Origin of the sequence: Enterobacter cloacae complex sp. P43RS (genome assembly GCF_014930585.1) — a bacterium.
Taxonomy (GTDB): Bacteria; Pseudomonadota; Gammaproteobacteria; order Enterobacterales; family Enterobacteriaceae; genus Enterobacter; species Enterobacter bugandensis.
The window spans coordinates 326,301-352,319 of the sequence record NZ_JADBRJ010000005.1 but is presented as its reverse complement, the minus strand read 5'-3'; the positions used below and the strand labels follow the sequence as shown (position 1 = coordinate 352,319).

26 protein-coding genes, 2 tRNA genes and 1 other RNA gene are annotated in these 26,019 nt (G+C 55.7%); 12 read left to right on the top strand and 17 right to left on the bottom strand.

What is annotated here, in order from left to right; all coding sequences use genetic code 11:
- Nucleotides 1–3: 3 nt before the first annotated feature.
- The 5 genes from ymdB to csgB form a co-directional block, all read right to left on the bottom strand.
- Nucleotides 4–546: an O-acetyl-ADP-ribose deacetylase gene (ymdB, locus tag IM294_RS13130; protein ID WP_063153822.1), complete on the bottom strand. Its 543-nt coding sequence runs from the start codon at nucleotides 544–546 to the stop codon at nucleotides 4–6.
- 103 nt (nucleotides 547–649) lie between these two features.
- Entirely contained in the window at nucleotides 650–970 is a 321-nt protein-coding gene (locus tag IM294_RS13125; RefSeq protein ID WP_045261657.1) for a type 1 fimbrial protein, read from the bottom strand.
- A gap of 150 nt (nucleotides 971–1,120) precedes the next feature.
- Nucleotides 1,121–1,453 (bottom strand): curli assembly chaperone CsgC, encoded by a 333-nt coding sequence (csgC, locus tag IM294_RS13120; protein ID WP_041910536.1) that lies wholly within the window; start codon nucleotides 1,451–1,453, stop codon nucleotides 1,121–1,123.
- Between the two features lie 61 nt (nucleotides 1,454–1,514).
- Nucleotides 1,515–1,967: a curli major subunit CsgA gene (gene csgA / locus IM294_RS13115; protein ID WP_047368274.1), complete on the bottom strand. Its 453-nt coding sequence runs from the start codon at nucleotides 1,965–1,967 to the stop codon at nucleotides 1,515–1,517.
- A 41-nt stretch (nucleotides 1,968–2,008) separates the two neighbouring features.
- Complete coding sequence (csgB, locus tag IM294_RS13110) at nucleotides 2,009–2,464, bottom strand: curli minor subunit CsgB (protein ID WP_028012679.1); 456 nt, start codon at nucleotides 2,462–2,464, stop codon at nucleotides 2,009–2,011.
- A 754-nt stretch (nucleotides 2,465–3,218) separates the two neighbouring features.
- On the opposite strand from csgB, the gene csgD reads away from it, so the two are divergent.
- From csgD to csgG, 4 genes are read left to right on the top strand one after another with little or no spacing between them, the layout of a single operon-like run.
- Nucleotides 3,219–3,869 carry a biofilm master transcriptional regulator CsgD gene (gene csgD, locus IM294_RS13105; RefSeq protein WP_028012677.1) on the top strand — a complete coding sequence of 217 codons (651 nt, stop codon included), beginning with the start codon at nucleotides 3,219–3,221 and terminating at the stop codon, nucleotides 3,867–3,869.
- A 4-nt stretch (nucleotides 3,870–3,873) separates the two neighbouring features.
- Nucleotides 3,874–4,263, top strand: a complete 390-nt coding sequence (gene csgE, locus IM294_RS13100; protein WP_028012676.1) for a curli production assembly/transport protein CsgE — start codon at nucleotides 3,874–3,876, stop codon at nucleotides 4,261–4,263.
- Nucleotides 4,264–4,286: 23 nt separating this feature from the next.
- Nucleotides 4,287–4,700 (top strand): curli production assembly/transport protein CsgF, encoded by a 414-nt coding sequence (gene csgF, locus IM294_RS13095; RefSeq protein ID WP_028012675.1) that lies wholly within the window; start codon nucleotides 4,287–4,289, stop codon nucleotides 4,698–4,700.
- A gap of 26 nt (nucleotides 4,701–4,726) precedes the next feature.
- On the top strand, nucleotides 4,727–5,560 hold the full coding sequence (gene csgG, locus IM294_RS13090) for a curli production assembly/transport protein CsgG (protein ID WP_047368272.1): 834 nt from the start codon (nucleotides 4,727–4,729) through the stop codon (nucleotides 5,558–5,560).
- Nucleotides 5,561–5,604: 44 nt separating this feature from the next.
- Here csgG and IM294_RS13085 read toward each other — a convergent pair whose 3' ends face one another.
- From IM294_RS13085 to ghrA, 4 genes are all read right to left on the bottom strand, one after another.
- Nucleotides 5,605–6,087: a DUF1097 domain-containing protein gene (locus IM294_RS13085; protein WP_072201771.1), complete on the bottom strand. Its 483-nt coding sequence runs from the start codon at nucleotides 6,085–6,087 to the stop codon at nucleotides 5,605–5,607.
- Between the two features lie 96 nt (nucleotides 6,088–6,183).
- A complete protein-coding gene (locus IM294_RS13080) occupies nucleotides 6,184–6,738 on the bottom strand; it encodes a molecular chaperone (protein ID WP_028012672.1) in 555 nt (184 codons plus the stop codon).
- Nucleotides 6,739–6,758: 20 nt separating this feature from the next.
- The gene (locus IM294_RS13075) at nucleotides 6,759–7,496 is read right to left on the bottom strand and encodes a phosphatase (protein ID WP_126817593.1); all 738 of its coding nucleotides are present in this window, start codon (nucleotides 7,494–7,496) and stop codon (nucleotides 6,759–6,761) included.
- Between the two features lie 84 nt (nucleotides 7,497–7,580).
- Nucleotides 7,581–8,519, bottom strand: coding sequence for a glyoxylate/hydroxypyruvate reductase GhrA (ghrA, locus tag IM294_RS13070; protein ID WP_028012670.1), 939 nt, complete (start codon nucleotides 8,517–8,519; stop codon nucleotides 7,581–7,583).
- A gap of 232 nt (nucleotides 8,520–8,751) precedes the next feature.
- Between ghrA and IM294_RS13065 the strand changes: the two genes are divergently transcribed.
- Nucleotides 8,752–8,839, top strand: a tRNA-Ser gene (locus IM294_RS13065).
- 157 nt (nucleotides 8,840–8,996) lie between these two features.
- On the opposite strand, the gene IM294_RS13060 is transcribed toward IM294_RS13065, so the two are convergent.
- On the bottom strand, nucleotides 8,997–9,902 hold the full coding sequence (locus IM294_RS13060) for a LysR family transcriptional regulator (protein WP_028012669.1): 906 nt from the start codon (nucleotides 9,900–9,902) through the stop codon (nucleotides 8,997–8,999).
- 109 nt (nucleotides 9,903–10,011) lie between these two features.
- Between IM294_RS13060 and IM294_RS13055 the strand changes: the two genes are divergently transcribed.
- The 4 genes from IM294_RS13055 (at nucleotide 10,012) to IM294_RS13040 (ending at nucleotide 11,978) form a co-directional block, all read left to right on the top strand.
- Nucleotides 10,012–10,872 carry a pirin family protein gene (locus tag IM294_RS13055; protein WP_126817594.1) on the top strand — a complete coding sequence of 287 codons (861 nt, stop codon included), beginning with the start codon at nucleotides 10,012–10,014 and terminating at the stop codon, nucleotides 10,870–10,872.
- A gap of 20 nt (nucleotides 10,873–10,892) precedes the next feature.
- On the top strand, nucleotides 10,893–11,570 hold the full coding sequence (locus tag IM294_RS13050; RefSeq protein WP_025755865.1) for an isochorismatase family protein: 678 nt from the start codon (nucleotides 10,893–10,895) through the stop codon (nucleotides 11,568–11,570).
- Between the two features lie 137 nt (nucleotides 11,571–11,707).
- A tRNA-Ser gene (locus IM294_RS13045) sits at nucleotides 11,708–11,795 on the top strand.
- A 47-nt stretch (nucleotides 11,796–11,842) separates the two neighbouring features.
- Nucleotides 11,843–11,978: non-coding RNA, RtT sRNA (locus IM294_RS13040), on the top strand.
- A gap of 294 nt (nucleotides 11,979–12,272) precedes the next feature.
- On the opposite strand, the gene phoH is transcribed toward IM294_RS13040, so the two are convergent.
- The 4 genes from phoH to efeU form a co-directional block, all read right to left on the bottom strand.
- Nucleotides 12,273–13,061 carry a phosphate starvation-inducible protein PhoH gene (gene phoH / locus IM294_RS13035; RefSeq protein ID WP_024908976.1) on the bottom strand — a complete coding sequence of 263 codons (789 nt, stop codon included), beginning with the start codon at nucleotides 13,059–13,061 and terminating at the stop codon, nucleotides 12,273–12,275.
- A gap of 499 nt (nucleotides 13,062–13,560) precedes the next feature.
- The gene (gene efeB, locus IM294_RS13030) at nucleotides 13,561–14,844 is read right to left on the bottom strand and encodes an iron uptake transporter deferrochelatase/peroxidase subunit (protein WP_047368267.1); all 1,284 of its coding nucleotides are present in this window, start codon (nucleotides 14,842–14,844) and stop codon (nucleotides 13,561–13,563) included.
- A gap of 5 nt (nucleotides 14,845–14,849) precedes the next feature.
- Nucleotides 14,850–15,977, bottom strand: a complete 1,128-nt coding sequence (efeO, locus tag IM294_RS13025; protein WP_028012666.1) for an iron uptake system protein EfeO — start codon at nucleotides 15,975–15,977, stop codon at nucleotides 14,850–14,852.
- Between the two features lie 40 nt (nucleotides 15,978–16,017).
- On the bottom strand, nucleotides 16,018–16,851 hold the full coding sequence (gene efeU / locus IM294_RS13020) for an iron uptake transporter permease EfeU (RefSeq protein WP_028012665.1): 834 nt from the start codon (nucleotides 16,849–16,851) through the stop codon (nucleotides 16,018–16,020).
- A gap of 251 nt (nucleotides 16,852–17,102) precedes the next feature.
- Between efeU and IM294_RS13015 the strand changes: the two genes are divergently transcribed.
- Complete coding sequence (locus IM294_RS13015; protein WP_045261666.1) at nucleotides 17,103–18,287, top strand: NupC/NupG family nucleoside CNT transporter; 1,185 nt, start codon at nucleotides 17,103–17,105, stop codon at nucleotides 18,285–18,287.
- Nucleotides 18,288–18,335: 48 nt separating this feature from the next.
- Here IM294_RS13015 and IM294_RS13010 read toward each other — a convergent pair whose 3' ends face one another.
- The gene (locus IM294_RS13010) at nucleotides 18,336–18,755 is read right to left on the bottom strand and encodes a DUF3574 domain-containing protein (RefSeq protein WP_069732498.1); all 420 of its coding nucleotides are present in this window, start codon (nucleotides 18,753–18,755) and stop codon (nucleotides 18,336–18,338) included.
- Nucleotides 18,756–18,825: 70 nt separating this feature from the next.
- Nucleotides 18,826–20,334 carry a sodium/proline symporter PutP gene (gene putP, locus IM294_RS13005; RefSeq protein WP_041910546.1) on the bottom strand — a complete coding sequence of 503 codons (1,509 nt, stop codon included), beginning with the start codon at nucleotides 20,332–20,334 and terminating at the stop codon, nucleotides 18,826–18,828.
- Between the two features lie 422 nt (nucleotides 20,335–20,756).
- Between putP and putA the strand changes: the two genes are divergently transcribed.
- Both putA and IM294_RS12995 read left to right on the top strand, forming a co-directional pair.
- A complete protein-coding gene (putA, locus tag IM294_RS13000; RefSeq protein WP_126817596.1) occupies nucleotides 20,757–24,719 on the top strand; it encodes a trifunctional transcriptional regulator/proline dehydrogenase/L-glutamate gamma-semialdehyde dehydrogenase in 3,963 nt (1,320 codons plus the stop codon).
- 51 nt (nucleotides 24,720–24,770) lie between these two features.
- Nucleotides 24,771–25,166 carry a lysozyme inhibitor LprI family protein gene (locus IM294_RS12995; RefSeq protein WP_041910548.1) on the top strand — a complete coding sequence of 132 codons (396 nt, stop codon included), beginning with the start codon at nucleotides 24,771–24,773 and terminating at the stop codon, nucleotides 25,164–25,166.
- Here the strand turns inward: IM294_RS12995 and rutR are convergent.
- Complete coding sequence (rutR, locus tag IM294_RS12990) at nucleotides 25,163–25,801, bottom strand: HTH-type transcriptional regulator RutR (RefSeq protein ID WP_028012659.1); 639 nt, start codon at nucleotides 25,799–25,801, stop codon at nucleotides 25,163–25,165. The two genes, IM294_RS12995 and rutR, sit on opposite strands and share 4 nt — an antisense overlap.
- Nucleotides 25,802–26,019 lie beyond the last annotated feature (218 nt).

Sequence of the window (26,019 nt, the reverse complement as noted above, 5' to 3'; positions counted from 1 at the left end):
GCTTCAGCTCTCCAGCTCTTGTCTGCGCTGAGTCAGAAGCCGCTGATAAAGATGCGTGGTGTCTTCATCGAAGCAGACAAAAATCACCTTCTCTGGCAGCGGTTTAAGCGACAAATAGCGGTAAACCGTTTCGACGGCGATGGTCGCCGCTGCCGCCTTAGGATATCCATAAACGCCGGTGCTGATGGCCGGGAACGCCATCGTTTTATAGCCGTTGTCGGCGGCAAGCCGCAGACAGTTTCGGTATGCCTCCTCCAGAAGGCTCGCTTCATGCTGGTCTCCGCCGTGCCACACGGGCCCGACAGCATGAATCACCGCTTTGGCAGGAAGGTTGCCCGCCAGCGTAATCACCGCATGGCCCGGTGGGCATTCACCCTGTTGCTGACGCACCATTTTACAGGCTTCCAGTAACTGCGGTCCGGCAGCCCGGTGAATAGCGCCGTCTACGCCTCCTCCCCCCATCAGGGAAGGATTGGCCGCATTGACGATGACGTCGACATGAACTGTCGTAATATCGCCATGAATAATTTCAATTTGCGGTTTCATAAAGCCCCTCTGCTGCCCGCCTTTTTTATAAGTGTATCGCAGAGGGGTTATTGAGAAAAACGATAGGCGTAAAACCGCCCCCGCCGACGGGCGCGCACGGGTATTAACGGTACTGGATCTGAACAACCGCGAGCGTTTTTTCAGGATTCAGGTACGTCATATTCACTGTCGCCAGGCCGGAAGCCGTCGCCTTGCCGTTCAGCGCGTCGCCGTAACTCACCATACGCGTTTGCATACGATTTTTTTCCGGACACGACACCGCCAGCTGCCGCTGCTGCTGGGTAACTTCGCAAGGGTCAGCAACGATTGCGCCGCGAAAGTGAATAACGCCGCCCTGCGCGAGCGTGGCCGAATAAGCTGGAGCGATAAATGCCGAAACAAGCAGGCCCAGACCTGAAATAAGATGTGCAAAAGAGTGGGTCACGATATGTACTCCTCAATGAAAATCGTCCATGAGGGGCAAACGCGCTTCATTATGCAAACGAAGGCTGACGTTACGGAACCTAACAACGCAGTTCCTGATAACAGCTTAGTTCAACGGCAAATATTCACAATGCATTGATTTCATGAATATTTACAGCGCACCCCCGGCTGGCGACCACTGCTGTGATAAATGAAGCGCTTTTCCATCCGTGACGGTGACAACGATGTTGATCGTGTCTTCCGCAGAAATAGTTAAACTCAACCGCGTTAAATCAATCGGCTGATTAGCGGGAATAAAAAGGGTATTTTGCTGTCGCGAAGCACTTTGCCCACTCTGCCCTTCCTTCAAAGAGAGGATCTGAACCTGACAATCACACGGTTCCGTCAAAATGACCTGCGGAATAATGGTCGTCATATTTCCCTGCTGTGACGTTTGAAAGGTTATCTGCCCGGAAAGCGCGGCAAGGAGAATGAAGGTATTCATGAGGAACTCCCGAAAAAAAACAGGGCATCGGCCCTGTTTTTTTGTAGTACAGATTTCAGTATCAGTACTGATGCGCTGTCGCGTGGTTACCAAAGCCGATCTGGGTAACGTTGACGGTGGAGTTAGACGCCGTCTGGTCTACGAGCGCACCGTTAAGGCCGCCGTACTGGCTAACATTCATAACGGATTTTTTGCTGTTCCACTGATCGAGTGTCGCACTGTTGCCAAAGCCGTTCTGGGTCAGGTTGATTTTGCTGTCGTCAGAACCCTGACCGACATCAGCCCCGTTACCGCCACCGGTCTGGCTAATATTAAGAACGGAATTTCTGGCATCTGTCTGCAACGCCAGCGCGGAGTTACCGCCACCGTTCTGATAAATATTCAGGGTTGAATTTGGACCACTGTTTCCGCCATGACCGTGTCCATGACCCCATCCGCCCTGATTAATCATACCAGCCATAGCACTACCAGAAACGACGATTGCTGCAAGTGCTGCCACTTTGATAAATTTCATGGTAAACCCCCATCGGATTGATTAACGTCGTCGCGAAATAGCTAGCGCTGAATAACGCGAATTGCCATCTGCGACTGTTTCTGCACTACAACTGCGGTTTTCTGCGTACCGTACTGCGTAATATTTGCTCTATTACCCGACCCTTTCTGGATAATTTTCGCACTATTACCATATCCATCCTGCGTAATACCTGCATCGTTCCCGTTACCGCTCTGATCGATCCAGGCAATATTGTAAGTCCCTGATTGATCAACTCTCGCTCTGTTGCCTGCCCCATCCTGAGAAATGACGGACAAGAGTTTCGATCCTTCCTGGCGAAGCTGAGCGTCATTAAATACGCCCTGTTGACCAATAATGGCTGCCTGATTTAATGATGAATAACTTAATTCATTAACCGCAAAATTATATTCAGCATTTGCTAAATCTGAATTCGCGGCGGTTACAAATCCAGGCGCACCCAGTAATGTAAACATCAAAAATAACGATGTGTTTTTCATGTTGTCACCCTGGACCCGGCTACCTGAAAACACCCTGATCGTATTTCGTATTAAACGACTCGTTTTTGTTAACGCGTCGTTACGGTGAAGAGTATGTCCGCTGAAACATTTTAAATATCTCACCCGCGCGGCTTATTTTTATTTTTCAGGTCACCACAAAGTTGTAATTTGCACCATAAAAAGCATGACACAGGCCGTTTTTATTTTTTATGAAATATTTATGCGCGACATGTTGTACAACGGCGAGAGAGCCGTCCATGCCCCTTCCCGCGTTGTTTAAGCGTAACGCCAGGATGACATTTTCTTCAGGGCGTGACACAAGGCGAGCTTTCTTAAGCCAGAAAAACCAGAACGGCATGACTTAGAAAGTATCAGTTACTCATACCTGGGTACAAACTAAACAAAATAATAAATACTTATAAATATTAACTGGTTAATTATATTTGTATGATTTTTAAAATCTATGCACTACTATTTCCATGTACAACTTTCATATCAAATAGCAACATTCAAAATCTGCAATTTTCACAAATTAATATTGATTTTTACATCTTGTTACATGATTAACACTTGCTTTAAAATTCGTAAAAGCTAGATTGAAATTAGATGTACGAAATTGGTTTTATATTTACCTCCCTGTGGAGGTTATGTTCTGATTCTACACACAGCAGTGCAACATCTGTCAGTACTTCTGGTGCCCTCTTCTTTACAGAGAGGGCGGCTGTCAGGTGCCAAAAATAAGTGGGGTTTCATCATGTATAATGAAGTCCATAGTTTACATGGTCATACATTACTGTTGATCACAAAACCTTCTCTGCAAGCGACAGCTTTATTACAACATTTAAAGCAATCTCTATCACTGAACGGGAAATTGCATAATATTCAACGTTCTTTTGATGATATTGCGCCTGGCAGCATCATTCTGTTTGATATGATGGAAGCCGATAAAAAGCTTATCCATTACTGGCAAGATAACTTAAGCAGGAAAAACAATAATATCCGCGTGTTATTATTGAATACGCCTGATGAATATCCTTTCAGAGATATTGAAAGCTGGCCGCATATCAATGGCGTGTTCTACGTCACTGAAGAAGAGGTTCGGGTGGTAGATGGTCTGCAAGGCATATTGCGCGGCGAATGCTATTTCTCGCAAAAGCTGGCCAGCTACCTCATCACGCACTCCGGAAATTACCGCTATAACAGTTCGGAATCAGCGCTGCTCACCCACCGTGAGAAAGAGATCCTGAACAAATTACGCATTGGTGCTTCAAATATTGAAATCGCCCGTTCGTTATTTATCAGCGAAAATACGGTAAAGACGCACCTTTATAATCTTTTCAAGAAGATAGCTGTTAAAAACCGAACTCAGGCGGTTTCATGGGCAAACGATAACCTCAGGCGTTAATCACATGAAGCGCACGTTGAGTTGGATCGCCGCAGCGAGTCTCCTGCTCGCTGCAGGGAACCTGCAGGCCGTTGAGGTCGAAGTTCCCGGATTGTTAACTGACCACACTGTCTCATCGATCGGGCACAGTTTTTACCGGGCCTTCAGCGATAAATGGGACAGTCCCTACACGGGTAATTTAACAATCAACGAGCGGCCCAGTGCACGATGGGGAAGCTGGATAACCATAACGGCCAATCAGGACGTTATTTATCAAACGTTTTTATTCCCCTCGAAAACAGACTTCGAAAAAAACGTAGCCTTAGCACTGGCTCAAACTGAAGACGCTATTAATCGCCTGCAAATAGATAAAGCCCTATTAAGCACCAGCGATTTAGCAAAAGATGAGTTCTAGCGAACCGATATGCGGAGGCTGTCATGCGTATTGCATATGCAGTTGTTTCGATCATGCTTATTGCTCCCCTGAGCTGGGCCGGAAATATGACCTTCCAGTTCCGTAACCCTAACTTTGGCGGTAACCCCAACAACGGTGCCTTTCTGCTGAATCAAGCTCAGGCACAAAACTCCTATAAAGATCCGAGCTTTCAGGATTTTACCGTTGATACCCCTTCCGCACTGGATAACTTCACCCAGGCTATCCAGTCGCAGATTTTAGGGGGATTGCTGACCAACATTAATACCGGCAAACCCGGCCGAATGATGACCAACGACTTTATCGTCGACATCGCCAACAGGGACGGACAGCTCCAGTTGAATGTGACCGATCGTAAAACCGGAAAAACTTCCACCATAGAGGTTTCCGGCCTGCAAAATAATTCAACTGACTTTTAAACAATAGCTAAATAAGGACAACGACCATGCAGCGCTTCCTGATATTTGTTGCAGTGTGCTTATTGAGCGGTTGTTTAACTGCTCCGCCTAAAGAAGCTGCAAAACCCACATTAATGCCGCGGGCCCAAAGTTACCGTGATTTAACCCATTTGCCTTCACCTACGGGCAAGATATTTGTCTCGGTATACAACATTCAGGATGAAACCGGACAATTTAAGCCTTATCCGGCAAGTAACTTCTCCACCGCGGTGCCGCAAAGCGCCACCGCCATGCTGGTGACTGCACTTAAAGATTCGCACTGGTTTATTCCGTTGGAACGCCAGGGGCTTCAGAACCTGTTAAATGAACGAAAAATCATTCGTGCCGCGCAGGAGAATGGCACCGTTGCGGACAATAACCGGATGCCTCTGCAGTCTCTGGCCGCCGCAAACGTGATGATTGAAGGGTCGATTATCGGTTACGAGAGCAACGTGAAATCGGGTGGCGTGGGCGCGCGCTACTTCGGTATCGGCGCAGATACCCAGTACCAGCTCGACCAAATTGCGGTTAACCTGCGCGTCGTGAACGTCAGTACCGGTGAAGTGCTCTCTTCGGTCAACACCAGCAAAACGATATTGTCTTATGAAGTTCAGGCTGGGGTATTCCGCTTTATTGATTACCAGCGCCTGCTGGAGGGAGAAATTGGCTACACCTCTAACGAACCGGTCATGATGTGTCTGATGTCAGCCATTGAAACCGGTGTGATCTTCTTAATCAACGATGGTATCGATCGCGGGCTGTGGGATCTGCAAAACAAAGCGGAGGTGCAGAACCCGATCCTGGTGAAATACCGTGATATGTCGGTGCCTCCGGAATCCTGACGGGCAGCGCATAAAAAAGGCGAGATGATTATCTCGCCTTTTTTTTATTCACTCACCGCGGTGATGTTTTGCGTTTTTTCCCGTCGCGCCGCCAGCCAAAGACCGCTGTTCTTCATGGCGTAGCCAAACAGCAGCCCCAGCGCCAGGGAAGGAACCACCAGCTTCCAGTCCCCCTGCCCGGCAAAGGTTGCGCAGGCCCCCATAAAGGTTCCCGGCACAAACGACAGCAGCAGATGCTTCGCCTGGATGCACATCAGGAAGGCGACGACACCCGTCATGACGTACCCCAGCATCTCCAGATGCGGCGCCAGCGCGCTGCCTTTCATGATGACCAGCGCCCAGATAACGCCGCTCATCAGCGTGCAGCCTGAGATAAAGAGCCCTTTCAGCCCGCCCTGAGGACAGGCGAAATAGGCCGTGCAGCCCAGGAAGCCAGCCCAGCTTAACAGACCGAGAGACACCGCTACCCATCCCCAAATACCGGAGAGGATACCCGTCGTGATTGCAATACACAGTAATATGTTCATGGCGCGCATCTTAGCAGAAGCGCGCCATAGAAATGAGATCAGAAGCACATTACGTGCAAGTTGAAATGTATCGTTGCAGAATTTTTGTGATTTACATCACTCCTCGCTCTCTTCTTCCAGCTCGTCCCACATTGCTGCAATCGCGTCACGCGTCAGCGGGGCCAGCGTTCGCCAGAACGGAGAGGTGGCATGGGCTTCCACTTTACCCAGGAAGGTCCCCACCCACGGCAGCAGATACGTTTCGAAAAGGATCCCGATGGCTTCATTTTCATCGTCGCCAGCGTTGTCTTCGATCCAGGACGCGGCCAGCAGCAGCGTACCGATATGATCGGCTGGGGTATCGCTCAGCGGCATCCCGCGTTCTGAAAGGAATGCCCGCACTTCCGCTTCGGTCGCTCCTTCCTGCCAGGCGGAACGATACGGCGACACGCGGCACTCTTCGCCCACGAACAGAGCATTGTAGTCCGTTGAGATCTGCTGCATATCGCAGCTTTTCTGCAGGCGCTCCAGTAACTCATCCTGTTCCAGCGGCCAGTTCTGCGCCAGTTTACCTTCGCGAATCAGCGTAAACAGCGGCACCAGCAGCGGGTCCTGCGGCTGGCGGTAATACAGGGAGCCCAGCACGCGGCAAAGGATGGAAAATTCATTCATTGTTTTATTCCGTTATTCAATTAAAGATCGGCAAATTCATCAATCGGCGCCATGCCGCGCGACTCGAGGAAATCAAGCATACGACGCGGCGTGACGTTCAGGATGCGTTCTTCCGGGAAATCCACATCCTGCAATATTTTCAGGCACTCGCTAAAATCCCCCAGCGTGAAGGCCGTGTGCGAATCAGAGCCCAGCGCCACCATGCCACCCGCATCACGCACGGCGGCAGCCACTTCGCGACAGTTGGCTTCACTGCCTTTACGCGAGTGCACGAACGAGGAGTTATTAATCTCCAGCGCCACGCGGTGTTTCGCCGCGGCCTGCGCCACGGCCTGAATATCAATCGGGTATTTCGGATTGCCTGGATGGCTGATGATGTGCACATTGCCGCTGGCAATAGTGGCAATCATCGCCGCGGTATTGGTCTCTTTATCCTGCGGCGGGAAAACCGGCTCATGGAAGCCGGCAAGGATCAGATCTAAGGAGGTCAGCATCGGGCCGGTACAGTCAATTTCACCGTCGGTGTTTTTGATGTTCGCCTCAATGCCGCGCAGTATCCCAATGCCGTCCACCAGACGTGGCCAGATACGCATATTCACAAAATGCCAGTAGTGCGGCGCATCCGCCATATCCGGGCCGTGATCGGTTATCGCGAACAGCTTGATGCTCTTAAGCTTCGCCTGGGCAATATAATCATGGAGGTTGCTATACGCGTGGGTGCTGGCGACGGTGTGCATATGCAGGTCAACGGGATACATCTTTCTCTCCTCTGCGTTTTTTCCAAAGGATAGCAGTTATCAGCGGCGAATATTAGCAAAAACCCGGCGAACGCCGGGTTTCTCTCAGTAGCCGCGCTGTCGGTCGACCTGTCCGGTGACCGGGTTACCCTTCTCTATTTCACCGATCGTGTGCGAGATATAGGCCACTGCCTCGGCAGGTCGCGTCACGGCGGCAACGTGCGGAGTCATTGCCACGCGCGGGTGTCGCCACAGCGGGCTTTCCTCCGGCAGCGGCTCACGGCTGTAGACATCCAGCATGGCGCCTTTAAGCTTCCCGCTATCCAGCGCCTTCAGCAGATCCGGCTCGACCAGATGCACGCCGCGCGCCAGGTTCATCAGGTAGCTCTGGTCGTCCAGCTGGTTGAGCAGGCCTTCATTGATAATCCCCACCGTTTCCGCCGTATTGGGCAGCAGGTTAATCAGCACACGCGTGCCGTTCAGGAAGGCCGGAAGCTCATCCGTTCCGGCAAAGCTCTCAACGCCCGGATAGTCTTTACGGCTGCGGCTCCAGCAGCGCAGCGGGAAGCCCCACGGCGCGAGCGCTTCAGCCACTTTCGAACCCAGCACGCCCGCGCCGAGGATACCAACGGTAAACGCTTCGCGCGGATATTCAGGCAGCGGCTCCCAGCGGGATTGCTGCTTAAGCGCCTGATAGTCATCAAAGCGGCGGAACCAGTGCAGCACCTGGCTGACGGCATATTCCTGCATTTGCTGGCCCATACCGGTATCTTCCAGGCGGAACAGAGGAATATCTTCCGGCAACATTTCAGGGTGTGCTTTCAGCTTGCTCAGAATGGAATCCACGCCGGCTCCGAGCGCGAACACGGCCTTTAGCTTACGGCCCTGGAGCATTTCTACCGGCGGATGCCAGACCAGCGCGTAGTCAGCATGTTCGTTATCGCCCCGCTTCCACTCACGAACGCGAGCGCCCGGCAGTGCCGCAGAAAGTGCCTTAATCCAGTAAGCCGTATCAAAAGTGGGGTGATAGAAGAGTATATCCATAGTCAATCCTGCCTTTTATTGCGCTGATTTATTTTGCTTTTTAACTGGACGGTCAGCATAGCAAATTTATTGCGTGATCGTGTTGTTGATAAAAAAGACGCTTTCAGCACATTTAAGAATCATGTTGCCTGAAGTTTGTCTAAACGCGCTAAATTACTGAAAAAGTGGGTTGACGGCAGTTCGGCTTTTCCTTACATTAGCGCCCGTCCCAGCAACAACGGGATGACAATATGGTGAGGTGTCCGAGTGGCTGAAGGAGCACGCCTGGAAAGTGTGTATACGGCAACGTATCGGGGGTTCGAATCCCCCCCTCACCGCCATATTCAAGATGAGAGCTCGTACGAAAGTACGGGCTTTTTTCTTTTATATTCTCCGTAAGGGGGGGATGAGAACCCCCGACCGGGGCTCGACAACTGGCGCAGCCAGTTGGACAGATGACGAACCTGCGAGGAATCTGCCCGAAGGGCGGGGGGATCGTTACTCCTCCACCATCCGCGCATACTCTTCAGTAAGAAAATCCACCAGCGTTCTGACGGACGGCAGCAAACCTCGCCTGGAAGGATAAACAGCGTGAATCACTTCCCGTCGGGGTTCCCATGCGTCCAGCACCCTTACCAGTTCCCCGGATGCCAGCTGATCCTTGACCATCAAAATCGGCAGCTGCACCACGCCCACCCCCGCCATCGCCGCTTCACGCAGCGCCAGCATGTCGGTGGTAATAAAGCGCGGCGTGTAATGAATCGCGGCTTTCGCTCCCTCCGGCCCGCTCAGCTCCCATCTGTGCAGCTGCTTTCCCACCCCCATGCTCAAACCCGGCCACTCGCTCAGCTCAGAGGGCACGGCAGGGTGACCCATCCGCTCAATCAGCGCAGGGCTCGCCACCAGGCAGTGTCCCCTGTCTGCCAGCACTCTTAACACCAGGTCGCTGTCATCAAACGGACGTGGACGAACGCGGATCGCCACGTCAATACCCTCGCCCACCAGATCGACCCGTCGGTTGGTGGCCTCAAGCTGAAGATTGATCCCCGGATAGCGCGCCATAAACCGTGCCAGCATGGGACCCACATGCACGTGCAGCAAGGTGACCGGACAGGTGATCCTGACCACGCCGCGTGGCTCGGCCTGCAACGCCGCCACCGCCTCTTCCGCAGCTTCGGCCTCTACCAGCATGGCTTTACAGTGCTGATAGAACGTCTGCCCCACTTCCGTCACCGTAAACTGCCGGGTGGTGCGCTGGATCAACCGCACGCCAAGGCGCTCTTCCAGCTGGGCAATCCGGCGGCTCAGTTTTGACTTGGGCTGATCGAGCGCCCGACCCGCCGCCGCAAATCCACCATGGTCCACCACCTTCACAAACCACGCGAAATCATTGAGATCCTGCATACGCCCTCATCGTTCCATATTCAGAACAGTGAATGTCATTTTCACTATCTACCGGGATATTAACCCTGAATATAAGCTAATTACATCAATAGCACATCAGGAGTACATCATGAAAAACGTAACAGGCGTTTATACCGCACCTCGTCCGCACTGGGTCGGTGACGGTTTCCCGGTTCGTTCAATGTTTTCTTACCAGACGCACGGCGAGCCGCTGAGCCCGTTTCTGCTGCTGGACTATGCCGGACCGTACACCTTCCCGGCGGACGGCGCGAAACGCGGCGTGGGCGAGCATCCTCATCGCGGCTTTGAAACGGTGACCATCGTTTACGCCGGCGAAGTGGAGCATCGCGACTCCACCGGCAGAGGCGGCGTTATTGGCCCCGGCGACGTGCAGTGGATGACGGCGGGCGCAGGCATCCTGCACGAGGAGTTCCACTCCAGCGCCTTCGCGCAGAAAGGCGGTGAACTAAAAATGATGCAGCTATGGGTCAACCTGCCCGCCAAAGACAAAATGGCGACGCCCGGCTACCAGAGCATCACCAAAGCGGATATCCCGGTGGTCACGCTGCCGGATAACAGCGGCACGCTGCGGGTCATCGCCGGTCGCCATGAGGACGTGACGGGCCCGGCCCATACCTTCTCACCGCTGAACGTCTGGGACATCGCGCTTAACCAGGGCAGCCATCTGACGCTCAACCAGCCCGAAGGCTGGAGCACGGCGCTGGTGGTACTTGAGGGCAGCGTAACGGTGAACGGCACCACGCCAGCGGGTGAAGCGCAGCTGATTGTGCTAAGTCAGAGCGGTGAAAAGCTGCATCTGGAAGCGAACAGCGACGCGAAATTGCTGCTGATGGCCGGTGAGCCGCTGAATGAACCGATTGTGGGCTACGGCCCGTTTGTGATGAACAGTAAAACCGAGATCGCGGAAGCCATTCGTGATTTCAACTCCGGCCGCTTTGGCCAGATCTGAACGTAATTAAGGAGCGCAATATGTCTACCCCTGCAAACTTCAACGGTGCACGTCCCGTCATTGACGTAAATGATGCCGTCATGCTGCTTATCGACCACCAGAGCGGGCTGTTCCAGACCGTCGGCGACATGCCCATGCCGGAGCTGCGCGCCCGTGCGGCGGCGCTGGCAAAGATCGCCACGCTGGCGAAGATCCCGGTGATCACCACCGCCTCCGTTCCACAGGGACCGAACGGCCCGCTTATCCCGGAGATCCACGCCAACGCGCCGCATGCGCAGTATGTGGCCCGCAAAGGTGAGATCAACGCCTGGGATAACCCGGAATTCGTGGCGGCGGTAAAAGCTACCGGTCGCAAGACGTTAATTATTGCAGGCACGATCACCAGCGTCTGCATGGCCTTCCCGTCCATCAGCGCGGTGGCGGACGGATATAAAGTGTTTGCGGTGATTGATGCCTCCGGCACCTACAGCAAAATGGCGCAGGAGATCACCCTGGCCCGCGTGGTCCAGGCAGGCGTGGTGCCGATGGATACCGCCGCTGTGGCCTCTGAGATCCAGCGAACCTGGAACCGTGAAGATGCGGCTGAATGGGCTGAGGTATACACCCACATCTTCCCGGCCTACCAGCTGCTGATCGAAAGCTACGGCAAAGCGCAGGAGGTGGTGAAAAACAGCGAAGTGCTCGATTCGCAGCGTTAATTCTGCGCTGTGCGTCATAAGCTGATTAAGGCTTAACCGAACAAGCACGAATGCAGAAAATCTGCTTGACCGCTTTCGCGCAACTCCCTATAGTAGCGCCCCGTTGCCCCCCAAGCGGTCAGGCAGCAAAACAATATGGTGAGGTGTCCGAGTGGCTGAAGGAGCACGCCTGGAAAGTGTGTATACGGCAACGTATCGGGGGTTCGAATCCCCCCCTCACCGCCATATTTGAAGAAGAGCTCGCATGAAAATGCGGGCTTTTTTTTTCGCATATTGCACGCCTGTGGGGGGGATGAGACCCCCCGACCGGGGTTCGACAACTGGCGCAGCCAGTTGGACAGACTGAGAGCGAAGCGAACAGGCTGCCCGAAGGGCGAGCGAAGCGAGTCAATCCCCCCCTCACCGCCATATTTTAAGAAGAGCTCGCATGAAAATGCGGGCTTTTTTTTTCGCATATTGCACGCCTGTGGGGGGATGAGAACCCCCGACCGGGGTTCGACAACTGGCGCAGCCAGTTGGACAGACTGTGAGCAAAGCGAACAGGCTGCCCGCAGGGCGAGCGAAGCGAGTCAATCCCCCCCGTAGCTATATTCAGCTCGGTGCGGCCTGAGACCCTCACCCTAACCCTCTCCCCAGGGGAGAGGGAATAAAATGCACATAAAACAAAGCCCGGTTTCCCGGGCCTTGAACGCAACAGCAAACTCAGTAATACGCTTGCAGCGTGCGCTGACAGAGCGCCGAGCGCACGCAGTCCTCTTTGGTGAAGCGTACCACCCCAATCATCTCATCTTCCTCAAAACGTGACATGGCGTCGCTGAGGCCGGACTTCACGCCCGACGGCAGGTCACACTGGGTAATATCGCCGTTGACGATAACCGTCACGTTCTCCCCGAGGCGCGTTAAAAACATCTTCATTTGCGCAGCGGTCACGTTCTGAGCCTCGTCGAGAATAACGACCGCATTTTCAAATGTACGTCCGCGCATATAGGCGAACGGCGCGATTTCCACCTTGCCAATCTCTGGTCGCAGGCAGTACTGCATAAAGGATGCACCCAGTCGCTTCACCAGCACGTCATAGACGGGCCTGAAGTACGGAGCAAACTTCTCCGAAATATCGCCGGGCAGGAAGCCGAGATCTTCATCAGCTTGCAGTACAGGACGGGTAACAATAATGCGCTCCACGTCCTTATGGATCAGCGCTTCCGCTGCTTTGGCTGCACTGATCCAGGTTTTCCCGCATCCGGCTTCACCGGTTGCAAAGATGAGCTGTTTACTCTCGATAGCATTCAGGTAGTGCGCCTGAGCCTCATTGCGCGCCACAATTGGAGAATTATCACGGCTGTCTCTGGCCATGCCAATTGCTTCTACGCCACTCATCTGCACAAGCGAGGTGACCGATTCTTCTTCACGCTGTTTATGGCTACGTGAGTCCCGTCTCAGCACACGTTTTGCTTCGCGACGAGCTTTGATCACTGCTTTTTGTCTTCCCATGGATAGCACCTTGAGTTGTTGGTATTCATCACACGCGCCAGCTTCGGCACGATTATGCGCACGAACATCAGAGGGTTGGCTTCCTTGTAAGCCATTGCTTGCTTTATCAGATGACGATACAGAGCGGCTACGCGCACCGGTCTGCACGTCGGTCGAATCAGATTCTTGAGGTGTGGGGGAGAATTTAGTGGTGAGGAAATCGCTGCCGGAGTCTGAGCCTCCGCGCCGGGTGCTGCGGTTGTTATGTTTACCTTGTCCAGTACAGGACGCAACCATTCGCGATCTCCATAGTGATTCAGCATCACTGCCGGGAACTACCGCTGTCTTATCTTAAGTACATCAGGAGTTATCATAAATGCAACATTTATTTTACCTGAATGCAACTTTTAAGACTGTTCCTGCAGCGGAATCAGTCTTATATATGAATATTACAGAAATATAACAATAAGATAGTCATATGAAAAAATAATGTCCCCGCGAACTATCGCAGGGACAATTATCAGGCTTCCATCAGACCTTGTGCGAGATACGCGCCAGCATCGCGCGCGCCGGGCAGGGCAAAGAAATAGCCGCCGCCGATGGGCTTAATGTACTCTTCCAGCGCTTCGCCGTTTAACCGCTTCTGCACGGTCAGGAAGCCTTTCTCCAGATCGTGCTGATAGCAGACGAACAGCAGCCCCATATCAAGCTGGCCGGAATTGGTCACGCCCAGCGAATAGCTGTAGCCACGGCGCATCATCAGGCTGGACTGCGTCTCTTTGGTGCGCGGGTTGGCAAGGCGAATATGGCTGTCGAGCGCGATAACGTCGCCATCCGGGTCGTTCGCGTAGTCCGGCACATCATGCTCGTGCTTCATGCCCAGCGGCGCCCCGCTCTGCTTGTCGCGGCCAAAAATCGTCTGCTGCTCTTTTAACGGCGTGCGGTCCCAGAACTCCACGTGGAACTGAATAATACGCACAGCCTGGTAGCTGCCGCCCACCGCCCATGCGGGTTCCCCCTGATCTGCCGTCACCCACACCACGTCTTTCATCAGCGCCGCATCGCTGCTGTCCGGGTTGGCCGTGCCGTCCTTAAAGCCCAGCAGGTTTACCGGCGTCTCTTTGCCTTTGCTGCGGGCGGCGTGGTCAGAGATAAACCCTTCCCGCTTCCAGCGCACGCTCAGCAGATCCGGCGTGTGCTTGATGATATCGCGCAGGGCGTGGATCACCGTGTCCTGGGTATTGGCACAAATCTGCAGGAGCAGATCGCCGTGGCACAGCGCCGCGTCGAGGGAGTCATTCGGGAAGCGCGTCATCTTCTGCAGCGCGTTAGGCTTCTGTTTTGCCAGGCCGTAGCGGCCGTCAAACAGCGACTCCCCTACCGACACGGTAATGGTCAGGTTATCCGGCGCGATAAACGCCCCGAGGATACCGGAATCCATCGGCGGCAGGCGCGGGTTCGGCGTATCCGGTGCCGGCCCGCCCGCGGTAAGAAACGCGATGCGCGCCGTCAGCAGGCGGAACAGACGCTCCAGATCCGCCTTATCGCTGGCCAGCGAATCAAAGGCCACCAGCATCATGGAAGCCTGCTGCGGCGTGAGAATACCCGCCTGGTGCGCGCCATAAAACGGCTGGGTCTCCATGCGGGCATCCGGCGAGAGCGTACCGGGCGCGCTTTGCGATTTCGCCGCATGCGCCACCGGGCAACCTCCCGCCAGGGCAAACGCACCGCCCAGCGCCCCTACCCCTTTTAACAAACGACGCCGTGAAGGTTCCGCCACGTCGAATTCTTCGTGCTTGTTCATCGTGCTTAGTCCAGACCCAGTACGCCGCGCAGCAGGGAGAGATCTTCCGCCAGCGTCGTAATCGGGCCTTTCAGCGCGTTACGGTCGGCGTCGGTCAGCTTGTCGTAGGTTTCGAACCCGTCTTTGGTACGGTACTTCGCCAGGATGGTATCGACCTTTTTGAAGTTGGCATCTACTTTCGCCAGCAGTTCGCCGTTCTCTTTCTGCAGCTGAGGACGCAGCAGCTCGACAATCTTCTGCGCACCGTCGACGTTGGCCTGGAAGTCCCACAGGTCGGTGTGGCTGTAGCGATCTTCTTCACCGCTGATTTTGCTCGCGGCCACTTCTTCAATCAGACCGGCCGCGCCGCCCACCACCTTCGACGGCGGGAAGGCCAGCTCGCTGATGCGCTTTTGCAGCTCCAGCACGTCGGTGTTCAGCTGCCCGGCGTATTTCTCCATTCCTTTGGTGGAGTTATCGCCAAACAGGGCTTTTTCCAGACGGTGGAAGCCGGTGAATTTCGGATCGGCGGCCTTCTGCTCGTAGTCATCTTCGCGGGCATCAATGCTGCCGTCGAGGTCAGAGAACAGCTCGGCAATCGGCTCGATGCGCTCGTAGTGCTGACGGGTTGGCGCGTACAGGGATTTCGCTTTTTCGATATCGCCCGCTTTCACGGCGTCGGTGAAGGCTTTGGTACCCGTGACCAGGTCCGCCGTCTCTTTGGTGACGTAGGCTTTATAGGCGGTGATGGCGTCGCCCAGGCTCAGCAGGGCCGTGCCTTTGGCCGCGTCCGCCGTCGCTGCACCTTTGACGATCAGCTTGCCTTTAGGGTTGGTCAGCAGGCCGCAGGTCATGTCGTATTCACCCGGCTGCAGGTTGGCGGTCATCTTCTGGCTGAAGCCCGGCGCGATGTTCTCGCGCTCTTCCACCACCATCACGCCTTTGAGGATCTCCCACTCCAGCGCCTTCTGGCTGTGGTTCTGAATGATAAACTGGGTTTTACCGCTGTTAACCGTGATGGTCATCGGCTCGCACTGCTTATCGTTAACGGTGACTTTTACCTGCGGAATATCCGCAGCCTGCGCAGCGAATGCAGAAGCGAACAGCGCGGCAATGCCTGCGCACAATGCACTACGACGAAACTGAATTGCCATGACTCTTCCCTTAAAAAGTATGTTGTAACTAAAACAATAATTACGGCGCAACGCGCGACGCCTGCGAACCGGTACGCGGCGGCATCGCGAACAGCACCAGCGCCGGAACCAGATAGATAAAGTACATCGCCACTTCGCTGACGCTCGGCGTTTCCTGGTAGCCGAAGATGCCTTCGAGCAGGGTGCCGGTCAGTGAATGGGTGGAGAGAACGTTGCTAAGATCGAACGCTACGTCCTGGAAGTGGTTCCACAGGCCCGCCTCGTGGAAGGCGCGGATCGCCCCTGCCGCCAGCCCCGCGGCCACCAGCAGAATGAACAGGCTGGTCCACTTAAAGAAGGCGCCCAGGTTGAGGCGAATGCCGCCCCAGTAGAGCAGAAAGCCCAGCACCACCGCCGTTGCCAGACCGAGCATGGCGCCCAGCGGCGGCCAAATGCCCACATCCTGCTGGAATGCCGCCAGCAGGAAGAAAACCGATTCCAGACCCTCGCGCGCCACGGCGAAAAAGACCATCATAATCAGCGCCCAGCCATGGTGATTCCCCTTCTGCAGGGCGTTATCCACCGCCTGCTCAAGCTGCACCTTCACGTTGCGGGAAACTTTGCGCATCCAGAAGACCATCCACGTCAGGATAAACACCGCAATCACGGCGACGATACCTTCAAACAGCTCCTGCTCTTTCTGCGGGAATTCGCCGGTGGTTTCATTGATGAGGATACCTAAGCCCAGGCAGAGCGCCGCGGCAAGGAATACGCCAACCCACATCACGCCAATCCAGCGCCCACGCTGGGTGCGCTTCAGATAGCTGGCGATAAGGCTGACAATCAGGGCCGCTTCAAGGCCTTCACGTAACATAATGAGAAATGGAACAAACATGCCGACACCTTAAATGTTTATCGCGGTCAACTGATGCAAAGAAAGGTAAATTCTTGTGATAGTGATTATCATTACGGCGAAAAGAAACACAAGCGAAATGTGTGGTGATTTGATGACGAGTTGTAAACGCAAAGCCTGTTAATAGTTGCCGCCGTTACCGTTAAGTTTATAAGTTATAATAAAAATGCCCATTTACGGTTAACCAGTGCTGTGGCTAAATATCCGCCTCAAAAACCAACCGAAAATATCCCATGTTTAAGATTGTCCATTTCCTGTTGGCGCTGGTGATTATTCTTGCGCTTGCCTGGCTGGTGAGTTTCGACCGCCGAAAAATTCGCATTCGTTATGTTTTCCAGCTGATTGTTATTGAAATTGCCCTGGCGTTCTTTTTCCTGCACGCCGAAAGCGGGCTATTCCTGATTAAATACGTTTCCGGCTTCTTTGAGTCACTGCTTAAATTTGCCTCGGAAGGGACGAATTTCGTCTTTGGCGGAATGGGAGAAAAAGGGCTGGCGTTTATTTTCCTCGGCGTGCTGTGTCCGATTATTTTTATTTCCGCACTGATTGGTATTCTCCAGCACTGGCGGATCCTGCCGATTTTTATTCGAATCATCGGGACGCTGCTGTCAAAGCTGAACGGCATGGGCAAGCTGGAATCGTTCAACGCGGTGAGCTCGCTGATCCTCGGCCAGTCGGAAAACTTCATTGCCTATAAAGGCGTGCTGGGGGATCTTTCCTCGCGTCGTCTGTTCACCATGGCGGCCACGGCCATGTCGACGGTCTCCCTGTCGATTGTCGGTGCCTATATGACCATGCTCGACGCCAAATTTGTCGTTGCCGCGCTGATCCTGAATATGTTCAGCACCTTTATTATTCTCTCGGTCATTAACCCGGTACGTCCGGAAGCCGAGCCGGATATCAAGCTGGAAAAACTGCACGAATCCCAGAGCTTCTTTGAAATGCTGGGCGAGTATATTCTGGCCGGTTTTAAGGTGGCGATGATTATTCTGGCGATGCTGATTGGGTTTATCGCCCTCATCAGCGCCGTTAACGCCCTCTTCTCCAGCGTATTCGGCATGAGCTTCCAGCAGATCCTGGGCTATGTGTTTTATCCGCTGGCGTGGCTTATCGGGATTCCGCTCAGCGATGCGTTAAACGCGGGCAGCATTATGGCAACCAAGCTGGTGGCGAATGAATTTGTAGCGATGATTGAGCTGCAAAAAATTGCTCATGAAATGTCACCGCGCGGGCTGGGTATTTTGTCCGTCTTCCTGGTGTCGTTTGCCAACTTCGCCTCCATCGGCATCGTCGCCGGGGCGATTAAGGGGCTGAACGAGCAGCAGGGCAACGTGGTGTCGCGGTTTGGTCTGCGCCTGGTATACGGTGCGACGCTGGTGAGCCTGCTGTCGGCGAGCTTTGCGGGATTAGTGCTGTAAATAGCTTTGCTACAAAACAACAACGGCGGGTTATCCCGCCGTTTTTTATTAAAACTGTACGCACACCGGCTGGTCGACCCGCATCACCGATTCCTGCGCGAAACGAGACTTATAGATCCCGCGCAATGCTTCGATGTTCTTCTCGCTCTGCGCATCTTTACCGTGGATAAGCATTAACGCTTTGCTGGATTCACGCGCCACTTTCCCGTCGTTCCCCAGCCACTGCCCGCGCGCATCAAACACCGTTAAGCCATCGCGAAAACGCGGCGTCACGTCCTGATCAACAAACTGCTGCCATTCGCTGCCGGTAATCTGCGCCCCTGCCGGGCGATTCAAGCCAAAATAGAGCGTGGTCTGCTGCATCTGGTTATCCGCTTTGCAGGTCTCCACCGCCGCACGCTGCGAGGGTGCGTTACAACCCGCCAGCAGCATAAATGCTGCCACCATTAACCCTGTTTTAATCATCATTTATCATCTCGAACTGGTGAACGGTCTGTCCCCTCTCCCATTTTGGGAGAGGGTTAGGGTGAGGGGAAAATTATTCTGCCTGAAGCTTAGTCGGCGGCGCAGTGTGGTAGTGCGCATCCGCTTCCGCAAAGCGCTTCTGCATAGAGGCAGACGGCGCTTTACCCAGCAGGCTGAACACCACAATACCGATGCTGCCGAAGATGAAGCCCGGAATGATTTCGTACAGGCCCAGCCACGCGAACTGCTTCCAGACGATGACGGTCACCGCACCGATGATCATCCCCGCCAGCGCGCCGTTGCGGGTCATGCGTGACCACATGACGGAGAACAGCACCACCGGCCCAAACGCGGCACCGAAGCCCGCCCACGCGTAGCTCACGAGACCCAGCACGCGGTTTTCCGGGTTGGCTGCCAGCGCAATGGCTACCAGCGCCACCACCAGCACCATAAAGCGCCCTACCCACACCAGCTCTTTCTGGCTCGCATTTTTACGCAGGAAGGCCTTGTAGAGGTCTTCGGTGATTGCACTGGAGCAAACCAGCAGCTGACAGCTCAGGGTGGACATCACCGCCGCCAGGATCGCGGAGAGCAGAATACCGGCAATCCACGGGTTAAACAGAATCTGCGCCAGCTCGATGAACACGCGCTCGGCGTTCTGGTTCACCGCACCCGCCTGCGCCGGGTTATTGCTGAAGTAGGCGATACCGAAGAAGCCGACCGCACACGCGCCCGCCAGACACAGAATCATCCACGTCATACTGATGCGACGCGCGTGAACGATGGTGTGGTGAGAATCCGCCGCCATAAAGCGCGCCAGAATGTGCGGCTGACCGAAGTAGCCCAGGCCCCAGCCCATCAGGGAAACGATGGCAACGAAGTTCAGCCCTTTCAGCATATCGACGTTTTCAATGCTCTTCTGCTTGATCACTTCCAGCGATTCGCCAAAGCCGCCGACGGTGAAAATCACAATCACCGGGGTCAGGATCAGGGCGAAGATCATCAGGCTCGCCTGCACGGTGTCGGTCCAGCTTACTGCCAGGAACCCGCCCACGAAGGTATAGAGGATGGTTGCCGCGGCACCGGCCCACAGGGCGGTTTCATAGCTCATGCCGAAGGTGCTTTCGAACAGTCGCGCACCCGCCACGATGCCGGAGGCGCAGTAGATGGTGAAGAACAGCAGGATCACCACCGCGGAGATAATGCGCAGAATGCGGCTGTTATCTTCAAAACGTCCGGTGAAGTAATCCGGCAGCGTCAGGGCGTTATTGTTGGCTTCGGTATGCACGCGCAGACGGCCTGCCACCAGCTTCCAGTTGATCCACGCGCCGACGGTCAGGCCGATGGCGATCCAGCTTTCGGAAATACCAGAGATGAAAATCGCGCCCGGCAGCCCCATCAGCAGCCAGCCGCTCATGTCGGATGCGCCCGCAGAGAGCGCGGTGACCATTGGGCCTAAGCTGCGCCCGCCAAGGATGTAGTCGTCAAAGTTTTTAGTGGAACGCCATGCCAAAAACCCTATCAGGATCATGCCAAAAATATAAACGAGAAATGTCACCAGCATCGGTGTGCTAATAGCCATTCAAATTCTCCAAAATGTCGAGCGACAACCGTCCGGGTTGCCTTGTTATGTCATCACCGGAACGTAGTGATGTGTGTATGTGTTTCCGTTGGGCGCGCTATCCTGCCGTATACGCTTCCCACTGACAAACGATTTAACACTGCATTTACATGAATTTCATCCCTGGTTTTATACGTCTTTCCTATAGGTTGCACTCGCTCACATTTATACGGGTTGCACCTTTGAAAAGTGTTAAGCACCGCATAAAAACAGGCTTCGCATGCAGAAGCTAGCGCTTTTTTCCAGCTAACTATTCGTTAACAATCCATTCATTTTCCAGCTTGCAAACCAGGTCACATTTAACACGGTTGCACAAAGTTGCAACATGGTGGATATTTCACGCTATCAACAGAACGCTATTACAGAACAACAGGAGTTTTGGCATGGGGATGACCACCATGGGGGTTAAGCTGGATGACGCGACCCGCGAACGGATTAAGACCGCAGCAACCCGCATTGATCGCACACCGCACTGGTTAATCAAGCAGGCGATTTTTAACTATCTGGAAAGGCTGGAGAGTGAAGACGGCCTGCCTGAGCTGCCTGCCCTGCTGGCGGGCGCAGCGAACGAAAGCGAAGACGCCGCGACGGCGGTGGAAGAAAACCACCAGCCGTTCCTCGAATTTGCCGAGCAGATCCTGCCGCAGTCCGTCAGCCGCGCCGCCATTACCGGGGCTTACCGCCGCGCCGAAACCGACGCCGTGCCAATGCTGCTGGAGCAGGCCCGCCTGCCGGAAGCCATTGCCGCCCAGGCGCACAGCCTGGCGTATCAGTTAGCCGACAAGCTGCGCAACCAGAAAACCGCCACCGGCCGCGCCGGGATGGTGCAGGGCCTGTTGCAGGAGTTCTCACTCTCCTCACAGGAAGGCGTGGCGCTGATGTGCCTGGCGGAAGCGCTGCTGCGTATTCCGGATAAAGCTACCCGCGACGCGCTGATCCGCGACAAGATCAGCAACGGCAACTGGCACTCCCACATTGGCCGCAGCCCGTCGCTGTTCGTCAACGCCGCCACCTGGGGTCTGCTGTTTACCGGCAAGCTGGTCTCCACCCATAACGAAGCCAACCTGTCACGCTCTCTGAACCGCATTATCGGCAAGAGCGGCGAGCCGCTGATCCGCAAAGGCGTGGACATGGCGATGCGCCTGATGGGCGAGCAGTTCGTCACCGGGGAAACCATTGCCGAAGCGCTGGCGAATGCCCGCAAGCTGGAAGATAAAGGTTTCCGCTACTCCTACGACATGCTGGGTGAAGCGGCGCTCACCGCCGCCGACGCGCAGGCCTACATGGTCTCTTACCAGCAGGCGATCCACGCCATCGGTAAAGCGTCCAACGGTCGCGGTATTTATGAAGGTCCGGGCATCTCTATTAAGCTCTCTGCCCTGCACCCGCGCTACAGCCGCGCGCAGTATGACCGGGTGATGGAAGAGCTCTATCCGCGCCTGAAGTCCCTGACCCTGCTGGCGCGCCAGTATGACATCGGCATCAACATCGACGCCGAAGAGGCTGACCGTCTGGAGATCTCCCTCGATCTGCTGGAAAAATTGTGCTTCGAACCGGAGCTGGCGGGCTGGAACGGGATTGGTTTCGTTATTCAGGCCTACCAGAAACGCTGTCCGTTCGTCATTGATTACCTGATTGACCTGGCCAGCCGCAGCCGTCGCCGCCTGATGATCCGCCTGGTGAAAGGCGCCTACTGGGACAGCGAAATCAAACGCGCCCAGATGGAAGGTCTGGAAGGCTATCCGGTCTATACCCGCAAAGTCTACACCGATGTCTCTTACCTCGCGTGCGCGAAAAAACTGCTCGGCGTGCCGAACCTGATTTATCCGCAGTTCGCGACCCACAATGCCCATACCCTGGCGGCGATCTATAGCCTGGCCGGGCAGAACTACTATCCGGGCCAGTACGAGTTCCAGTGCCTGCACGGCATGGGCGAACCGCTGTACGAGCAGGTCACCGGTAAAGTGGCGGACGGCAAGCTGAACCGCCCGTGCCGCATCTATGCCCCGGTGGGCACCCATGAAACCCTGCTGGCGTACCTGGTGCGTCGTCTGCTGGAGAACGGGGCGAACACCTCCTTCGTTAACCGCATCGCCGACACCACCCTGCCGCTTGACGAGCTGGTGGCCGATCCGGTGCAGGCCGTTGAGAAGCTGGCGGCGCAGGAAGGCCAGATTGGTCTGCCGCATCCGAAAATTGCCCTGCCGCGCGAGCTGTACGGCGCGGGCCGCGTCAACTCAGCGGGCCTGGATCTGGCGAACGAACACCGTCTGGCGTCGCTCTCCTCTGCTCTGCTCAACAGCGCATTGCAGAAATGGCAGGCCAAACCGATCCTTGAGCAGGCCGTCGAGGACGGTGAAATGCAGCCGGTGATCAACCCGGCAGAGCCGAAGGACATCGTCGGCTACGCGCGTGAAGCAACCGAAGCGGAAGTGGAACAGGCGCTGGAGAGCGCGGTGAACAACGCGCCAATCTGGTTCGCCACCCCGCCGCAGGAGCGTGCCGCCATTCTGGAACGCGCCGCGGTGCTGATGGAAGATCAGATGCAGTCGCTCATCGGCATTCTGGTGCGTGAGGCGGGGAAAACCTTCAGCAACGCCATCGCCGAAGTGCGTGAGGCGGTCGACTTCCTGCACTACTACGCCGGTCAGGTGCGTGATGATTTCGACAACGAGACGCACCGTCCGCTCGGTCCGGTGGTCTGTATCAGCCCGTGGAACTTCCCGCTGGCGATCTTCACCGGCCAGATTGCCGCCGCCCTTGCCGCAGGCAACAGCGTGCTGGCGAAACCGGCAGAGCAAACCCCGCTGATTGCCGCCCAGGGCATCAACATTCTTCTGGAAGCAGGCGTTCCGGCGGGCGTGGTGCAACTGCTGCCAGGGCGCGGTGAAACGGTGGGCGCCAAACTCACCTCCGATAACCGCGTGCGCGGCGTGATGTTTACCGGTTCGACCGAAGTGGCCTCCCTGCTGCAACGCAACATCGCCACCCGTCTGGATGCGCAGGGTCGTCCTACCCCGCTTATCGCCGAAACTGGCGGCATGAACGCCATGATTGTTGACTCCTCCGCCCTCACCGAGCAGGTGGTGGTTGACGTGCTGGCCTCCGCCTTCGACAGCGCCGGTCAGCGCTGCTCCGCCCTGCGCGTGCTGTGCTTACAGGATGACGTGGCTGACCACACGCTGAAGATGCTGCGCGGCGCGATGGCGGAATGCCGCATGGGCAACCCGGGCCGTCTCACCACCGACATCGGGCCGGTGATCGACGCGGAAGCCAAAGCCAACATTGAAAACCATATTCAGGCCATGCGCGCCAAAGGCCGTCCGGTGTTCCAGGCGGTGCGCGAGAACAGCGAAGATGCCCGCGAGTGGCAGACTGGCACCTTCGTGCCGCCTACGCTGATTGAGCTGGCAAGCTTCGACGAGCTGAAAAAAGAGGTCTTCGGCCCGGTGCTGCACGTGGTGCGTTACAACCGTAACAACCTCAACGCGCTTATCGACCAGATCAACGCCTCCGGCTACGGCCTGACGCTCGGCGTGCATACCCGTATCGACGAGACCATTGCGCAGGTCACCGGCACGGCCAAAGTCGGCAACCTGTACGTCAACCGCAACATGGTTGGCGCGGTCGTGGGCGTGCAGCCGTTCGGCGGCGAAGGCCTCTCCGGTACGGGTCCGAAAGCGGGCGGCCCGCTCTACCTGTACCGTCTGCTGGCGAACCGTCCGGAAAATGCGCTGGGCGTGACGCTGGCGCGTCAGGACGCTGAATATCCGGTGGACGCGCAGGTGAAAGCCGTGCTGACCCAGCCGCTGGAGGCGCTGATTAAGTGGGCTGATAACCGTCCTGAACTGCGTGCGATTGCGCAGCAGTACGGCGAGCTGGCGCAGGCCGGTACCCAGCGTCTGCTGCCGGGGCCAACCGGCGAGCGCAACACCTGGACGCTGATGCCGCGCGAGCGCGTACTGTGCGTGGCGGATAACGAGCAGGACGCGCTGGTACAGCTGGCAGCCGCGATGGCCACCGGGTGTGAAGTGCTGTGGCCGGACGATGCGCTGCATCGCGATCTCGCCAAACAACTGCCGAAAGCGGTCTCGGCCCGCATTCGCTTTGCGAAGGCCGATGCCCTGCTGACCCAGCCGTTTGACGCGGTGATCTACCACGGTGATTCCGACCAGCTGCGCGAGCTGTGCGAGCAGGTGGCGGCCCGCAGCGGGGCGATTGTTTCCGTGCAGGGCTTCGCCCGCGGGGAAACCAACCTGCTGCTGGAGCGTCTGTACGTGGAGCGCTCGCTCAGCGTCAACACCGCAGCGGCGGGCGGTAACGCCAGCCTGATGACAATCGGCTAACGCTGTGCTAATAAGGCTCCGAAGACGGAGCCTTATTTTATTGGGGAGTATATGAAACGATATCTTATCGCAGGCGCAGCACTGCTGCTCAGCACCAGCGCGCTGGCCAACGAGTGCGACAACGCCACTACGCAGCTTGAACTGAATACCTGTAGCGCGCAGCAGTACCAGGCAGCCGATAAAAAACTCAACCAGACCTATCAGGCCGCCATCAAACGCGCGGCGGCCCCCCAGCGCGACCTGCTGAAAAAAGCGCAACAGGCGTGGATTACCCTACGCGACGCGGACTGCGCGTTTATCGGTTCGGGGACGGAAGGCGGGAGCGTCCAGCCAATGATTGTTAACCAGTGCCTGGCGGAAAAAACCGTGGAGCGCGAGGCGTTTCTGGCCTCGCTGATGCAGTGTGAAGAGGGCGACTTAAGCTGCCCTCTCCCGCCGGGCAATTAACGCACGCGGATCCCTTCGATAATCATCCGCTGCACGTTTTCGAGGGTGCTCTGGAAAAACGCCTCGTCCTGGAGCGTTTTACCGGTCACCGCCTCAACCTGGGCCGCAAAGTCAGCGTAGTGCTGGGTAGCGGCCCAGATCATAAAGATCAGGTGCTGCGGGTCGACCGGGGCCAGCTTTCCGCTGGCAACCCATCCGGCGATAATCGCCGACTTATCGTCCACCAGCTGCTTTAAATCCCCCGTCAGCTCCGCCTGCAGCAGCGGCGCGCCCTGCAGCATCTCAAGACAAAACAGCCTTGACGCCTGCGGGTAATCGCGCGACACCTCGAGCTTCAGGCGAATGTACTCCTCGATAGCCACCAGCGGGGCCAGCTCTTCGCGAAATGCCTTGAGCGGCGCCAGCCAGATATCGAGGATCTGCTGCATCACCGCCACATACAGCGCCTCTTTCGACGGGTAATAGTAGAGCAGATTGGTTTTAGACACCCCGGACTGCTCCGCCACCTGCTCCAGGCGCGTGCCGTGAATGCCAAACTGTGAAAAGGTCTCCAGCGCGGCGCTGAGGATCGCCTGCTTTTTGGCGCTCACCGCCTGCGAACGTTTTCCGGGTGTTTTCACTGCGCCTTGTGTCATTTCCGCTCTCCATTTTCTTTCCTGCGCTCAGCATAGCAAAACCCCCGCCTCGCCACGACCTTCTGCACTCCCATCGCGCATGAGTGCCTGTTTTCTGTGCAATGTTTTTGACCATTTAGTCCACATTTAGCGGCATCAATTCCCCAACCTCCCATTAACACATTAATAACACAAGCGTTTTCAAAACTGGCATTGCCTTTGCAAAACCACCGTTACAC

What these genes read in the sequence shown, in the direction of transcription:
- rutR (WP_028012659.1), bottom strand. Translation starts at nt 25,801, where the DNA reads ATGACACAAGGCGCAGTGAAAACACCCGGAAAACGTTCGCAGGCGGTG.
- IM294_RS13015 (WP_045261666.1), top strand. Translation starts at nt 17,103, where the DNA reads ATGTTTAAGATTGTCCATTTCCTGTTGGCGCTGGTGATTATTCTTGCG.
- efeO (WP_028012666.1), bottom strand. Translation starts at nt 15,977, where the DNA reads ATGGCAATTCAGTTTCGTCGTAGTGCATTGTGCGCAGGCATTGCCGCG.
- csgA (WP_047368274.1), bottom strand. Translation starts at nt 1,967, where the DNA reads ATGAAATTTATCAAAGTGGCAGCACTTGCAGCAATCGTCGTTTCTGGT.
- efeB (WP_047368267.1), bottom strand. Translation starts at nt 14,844, where the DNA reads ATGAACAAGCACGAAGAATTCGACGTGGCGGAACCTTCACGGCGTCGT.
- IM294_RS13085 (WP_072201771.1), bottom strand. Translation starts at nt 6,087, where the DNA reads ATGAACATATTACTGTGTATTGCAATCACGACGGGTATCCTCTCCGGT.
- IM294_RS12995 (WP_041910548.1), top strand. Translation starts at nt 24,771, where the DNA reads ATGAAACGATATCTTATCGCAGGCGCAGCACTGCTGCTCAGCACCAGC.
- efeU (WP_028012665.1), bottom strand. Translation starts at nt 16,851, where the DNA reads ATGTTTGTTCCATTTCTCATTATGTTACGTGAAGGCCTTGAAGCGGCC.
- ymdB (WP_063153822.1), bottom strand. Translation starts at nt 546, where the DNA reads ATGAAACCGCAAATTGAAATTATTCATGGCGATATTACGACAGTTCAT.
- csgB (WP_028012679.1), bottom strand. Translation starts at nt 2,464, where the DNA reads ATGAAAAACACATCGTTATTTTTGATGTTTACATTACTGGGTGCGCCT.
- putP (WP_041910546.1), bottom strand. Translation starts at nt 20,334, where the DNA reads ATGGCTATTAGCACACCGATGCTGGTGACATTTCTCGTTTATATTTTT.
- ghrA (WP_028012670.1), bottom strand. Translation starts at nt 8,519, where the DNA reads ATGGATATACTCTTCTATCACCCCACTTTTGATACGGCTTACTGGATT.
- csgD (WP_028012677.1), top strand. Translation starts at nt 3,219, where the DNA reads ATGTATAATGAAGTCCATAGTTTACATGGTCATACATTACTGTTGATC.
- IM294_RS13075 (WP_126817593.1), bottom strand. Translation starts at nt 7,496, where the DNA reads ATGTATCCCGTTGACCTGCATATGCACACCGTCGCCAGCACCCACGCG.
- csgC (WP_041910536.1), bottom strand. Translation starts at nt 1,453, where the DNA reads ATGAATACCTTCATTCTCCTTGCCGCGCTTTCCGGGCAGATAACCTTT.
- csgF (WP_028012675.1), top strand. Translation starts at nt 4,287, where the DNA reads ATGCGTATTGCATATGCAGTTGTTTCGATCATGCTTATTGCTCCCCTG.
- phoH (WP_024908976.1), bottom strand. Translation starts at nt 13,061, where the DNA reads ATGGGAAGACAAAAAGCAGTGATCAAAGCTCGTCGCGAAGCAAAACGT.
- IM294_RS13080 (WP_028012672.1), bottom strand. Translation starts at nt 6,738, where the DNA reads ATGAATGAATTTTCCATCCTTTGCCGCGTGCTGGGCTCCCTGTATTAC.
- csgE (WP_028012676.1), top strand. Translation starts at nt 3,874, where the DNA reads ATGAAGCGCACGTTGAGTTGGATCGCCGCAGCGAGTCTCCTGCTCGCT.
- putA (WP_126817596.1), top strand. Translation starts at nt 20,757, where the DNA reads ATGGGGATGACCACCATGGGGGTTAAGCTGGATGACGCGACCCGCGAA.
- IM294_RS13055 (WP_126817594.1), top strand. Translation starts at nt 10,012, where the DNA reads ATGAAAAACGTAACAGGCGTTTATACCGCACCTCGTCCGCACTGGGTC.
- IM294_RS13060 (WP_028012669.1), bottom strand. Translation starts at nt 9,902, where the DNA reads ATGCAGGATCTCAATGATTTCGCGTGGTTTGTGAAGGTGGTGGACCAT.
- IM294_RS13050 (WP_025755865.1), top strand. Translation starts at nt 10,893, where the DNA reads ATGTCTACCCCTGCAAACTTCAACGGTGCACGTCCCGTCATTGACGTA.
- csgG (WP_047368272.1), top strand. Translation starts at nt 4,727, where the DNA reads ATGCAGCGCTTCCTGATATTTGTTGCAGTGTGCTTATTGAGCGGTTGT.
- IM294_RS13010 (WP_069732498.1), bottom strand. Translation starts at nt 18,755, where the DNA reads ATGATGATTAAAACAGGGTTAATGGTGGCAGCATTTATGCTGCTGGCG.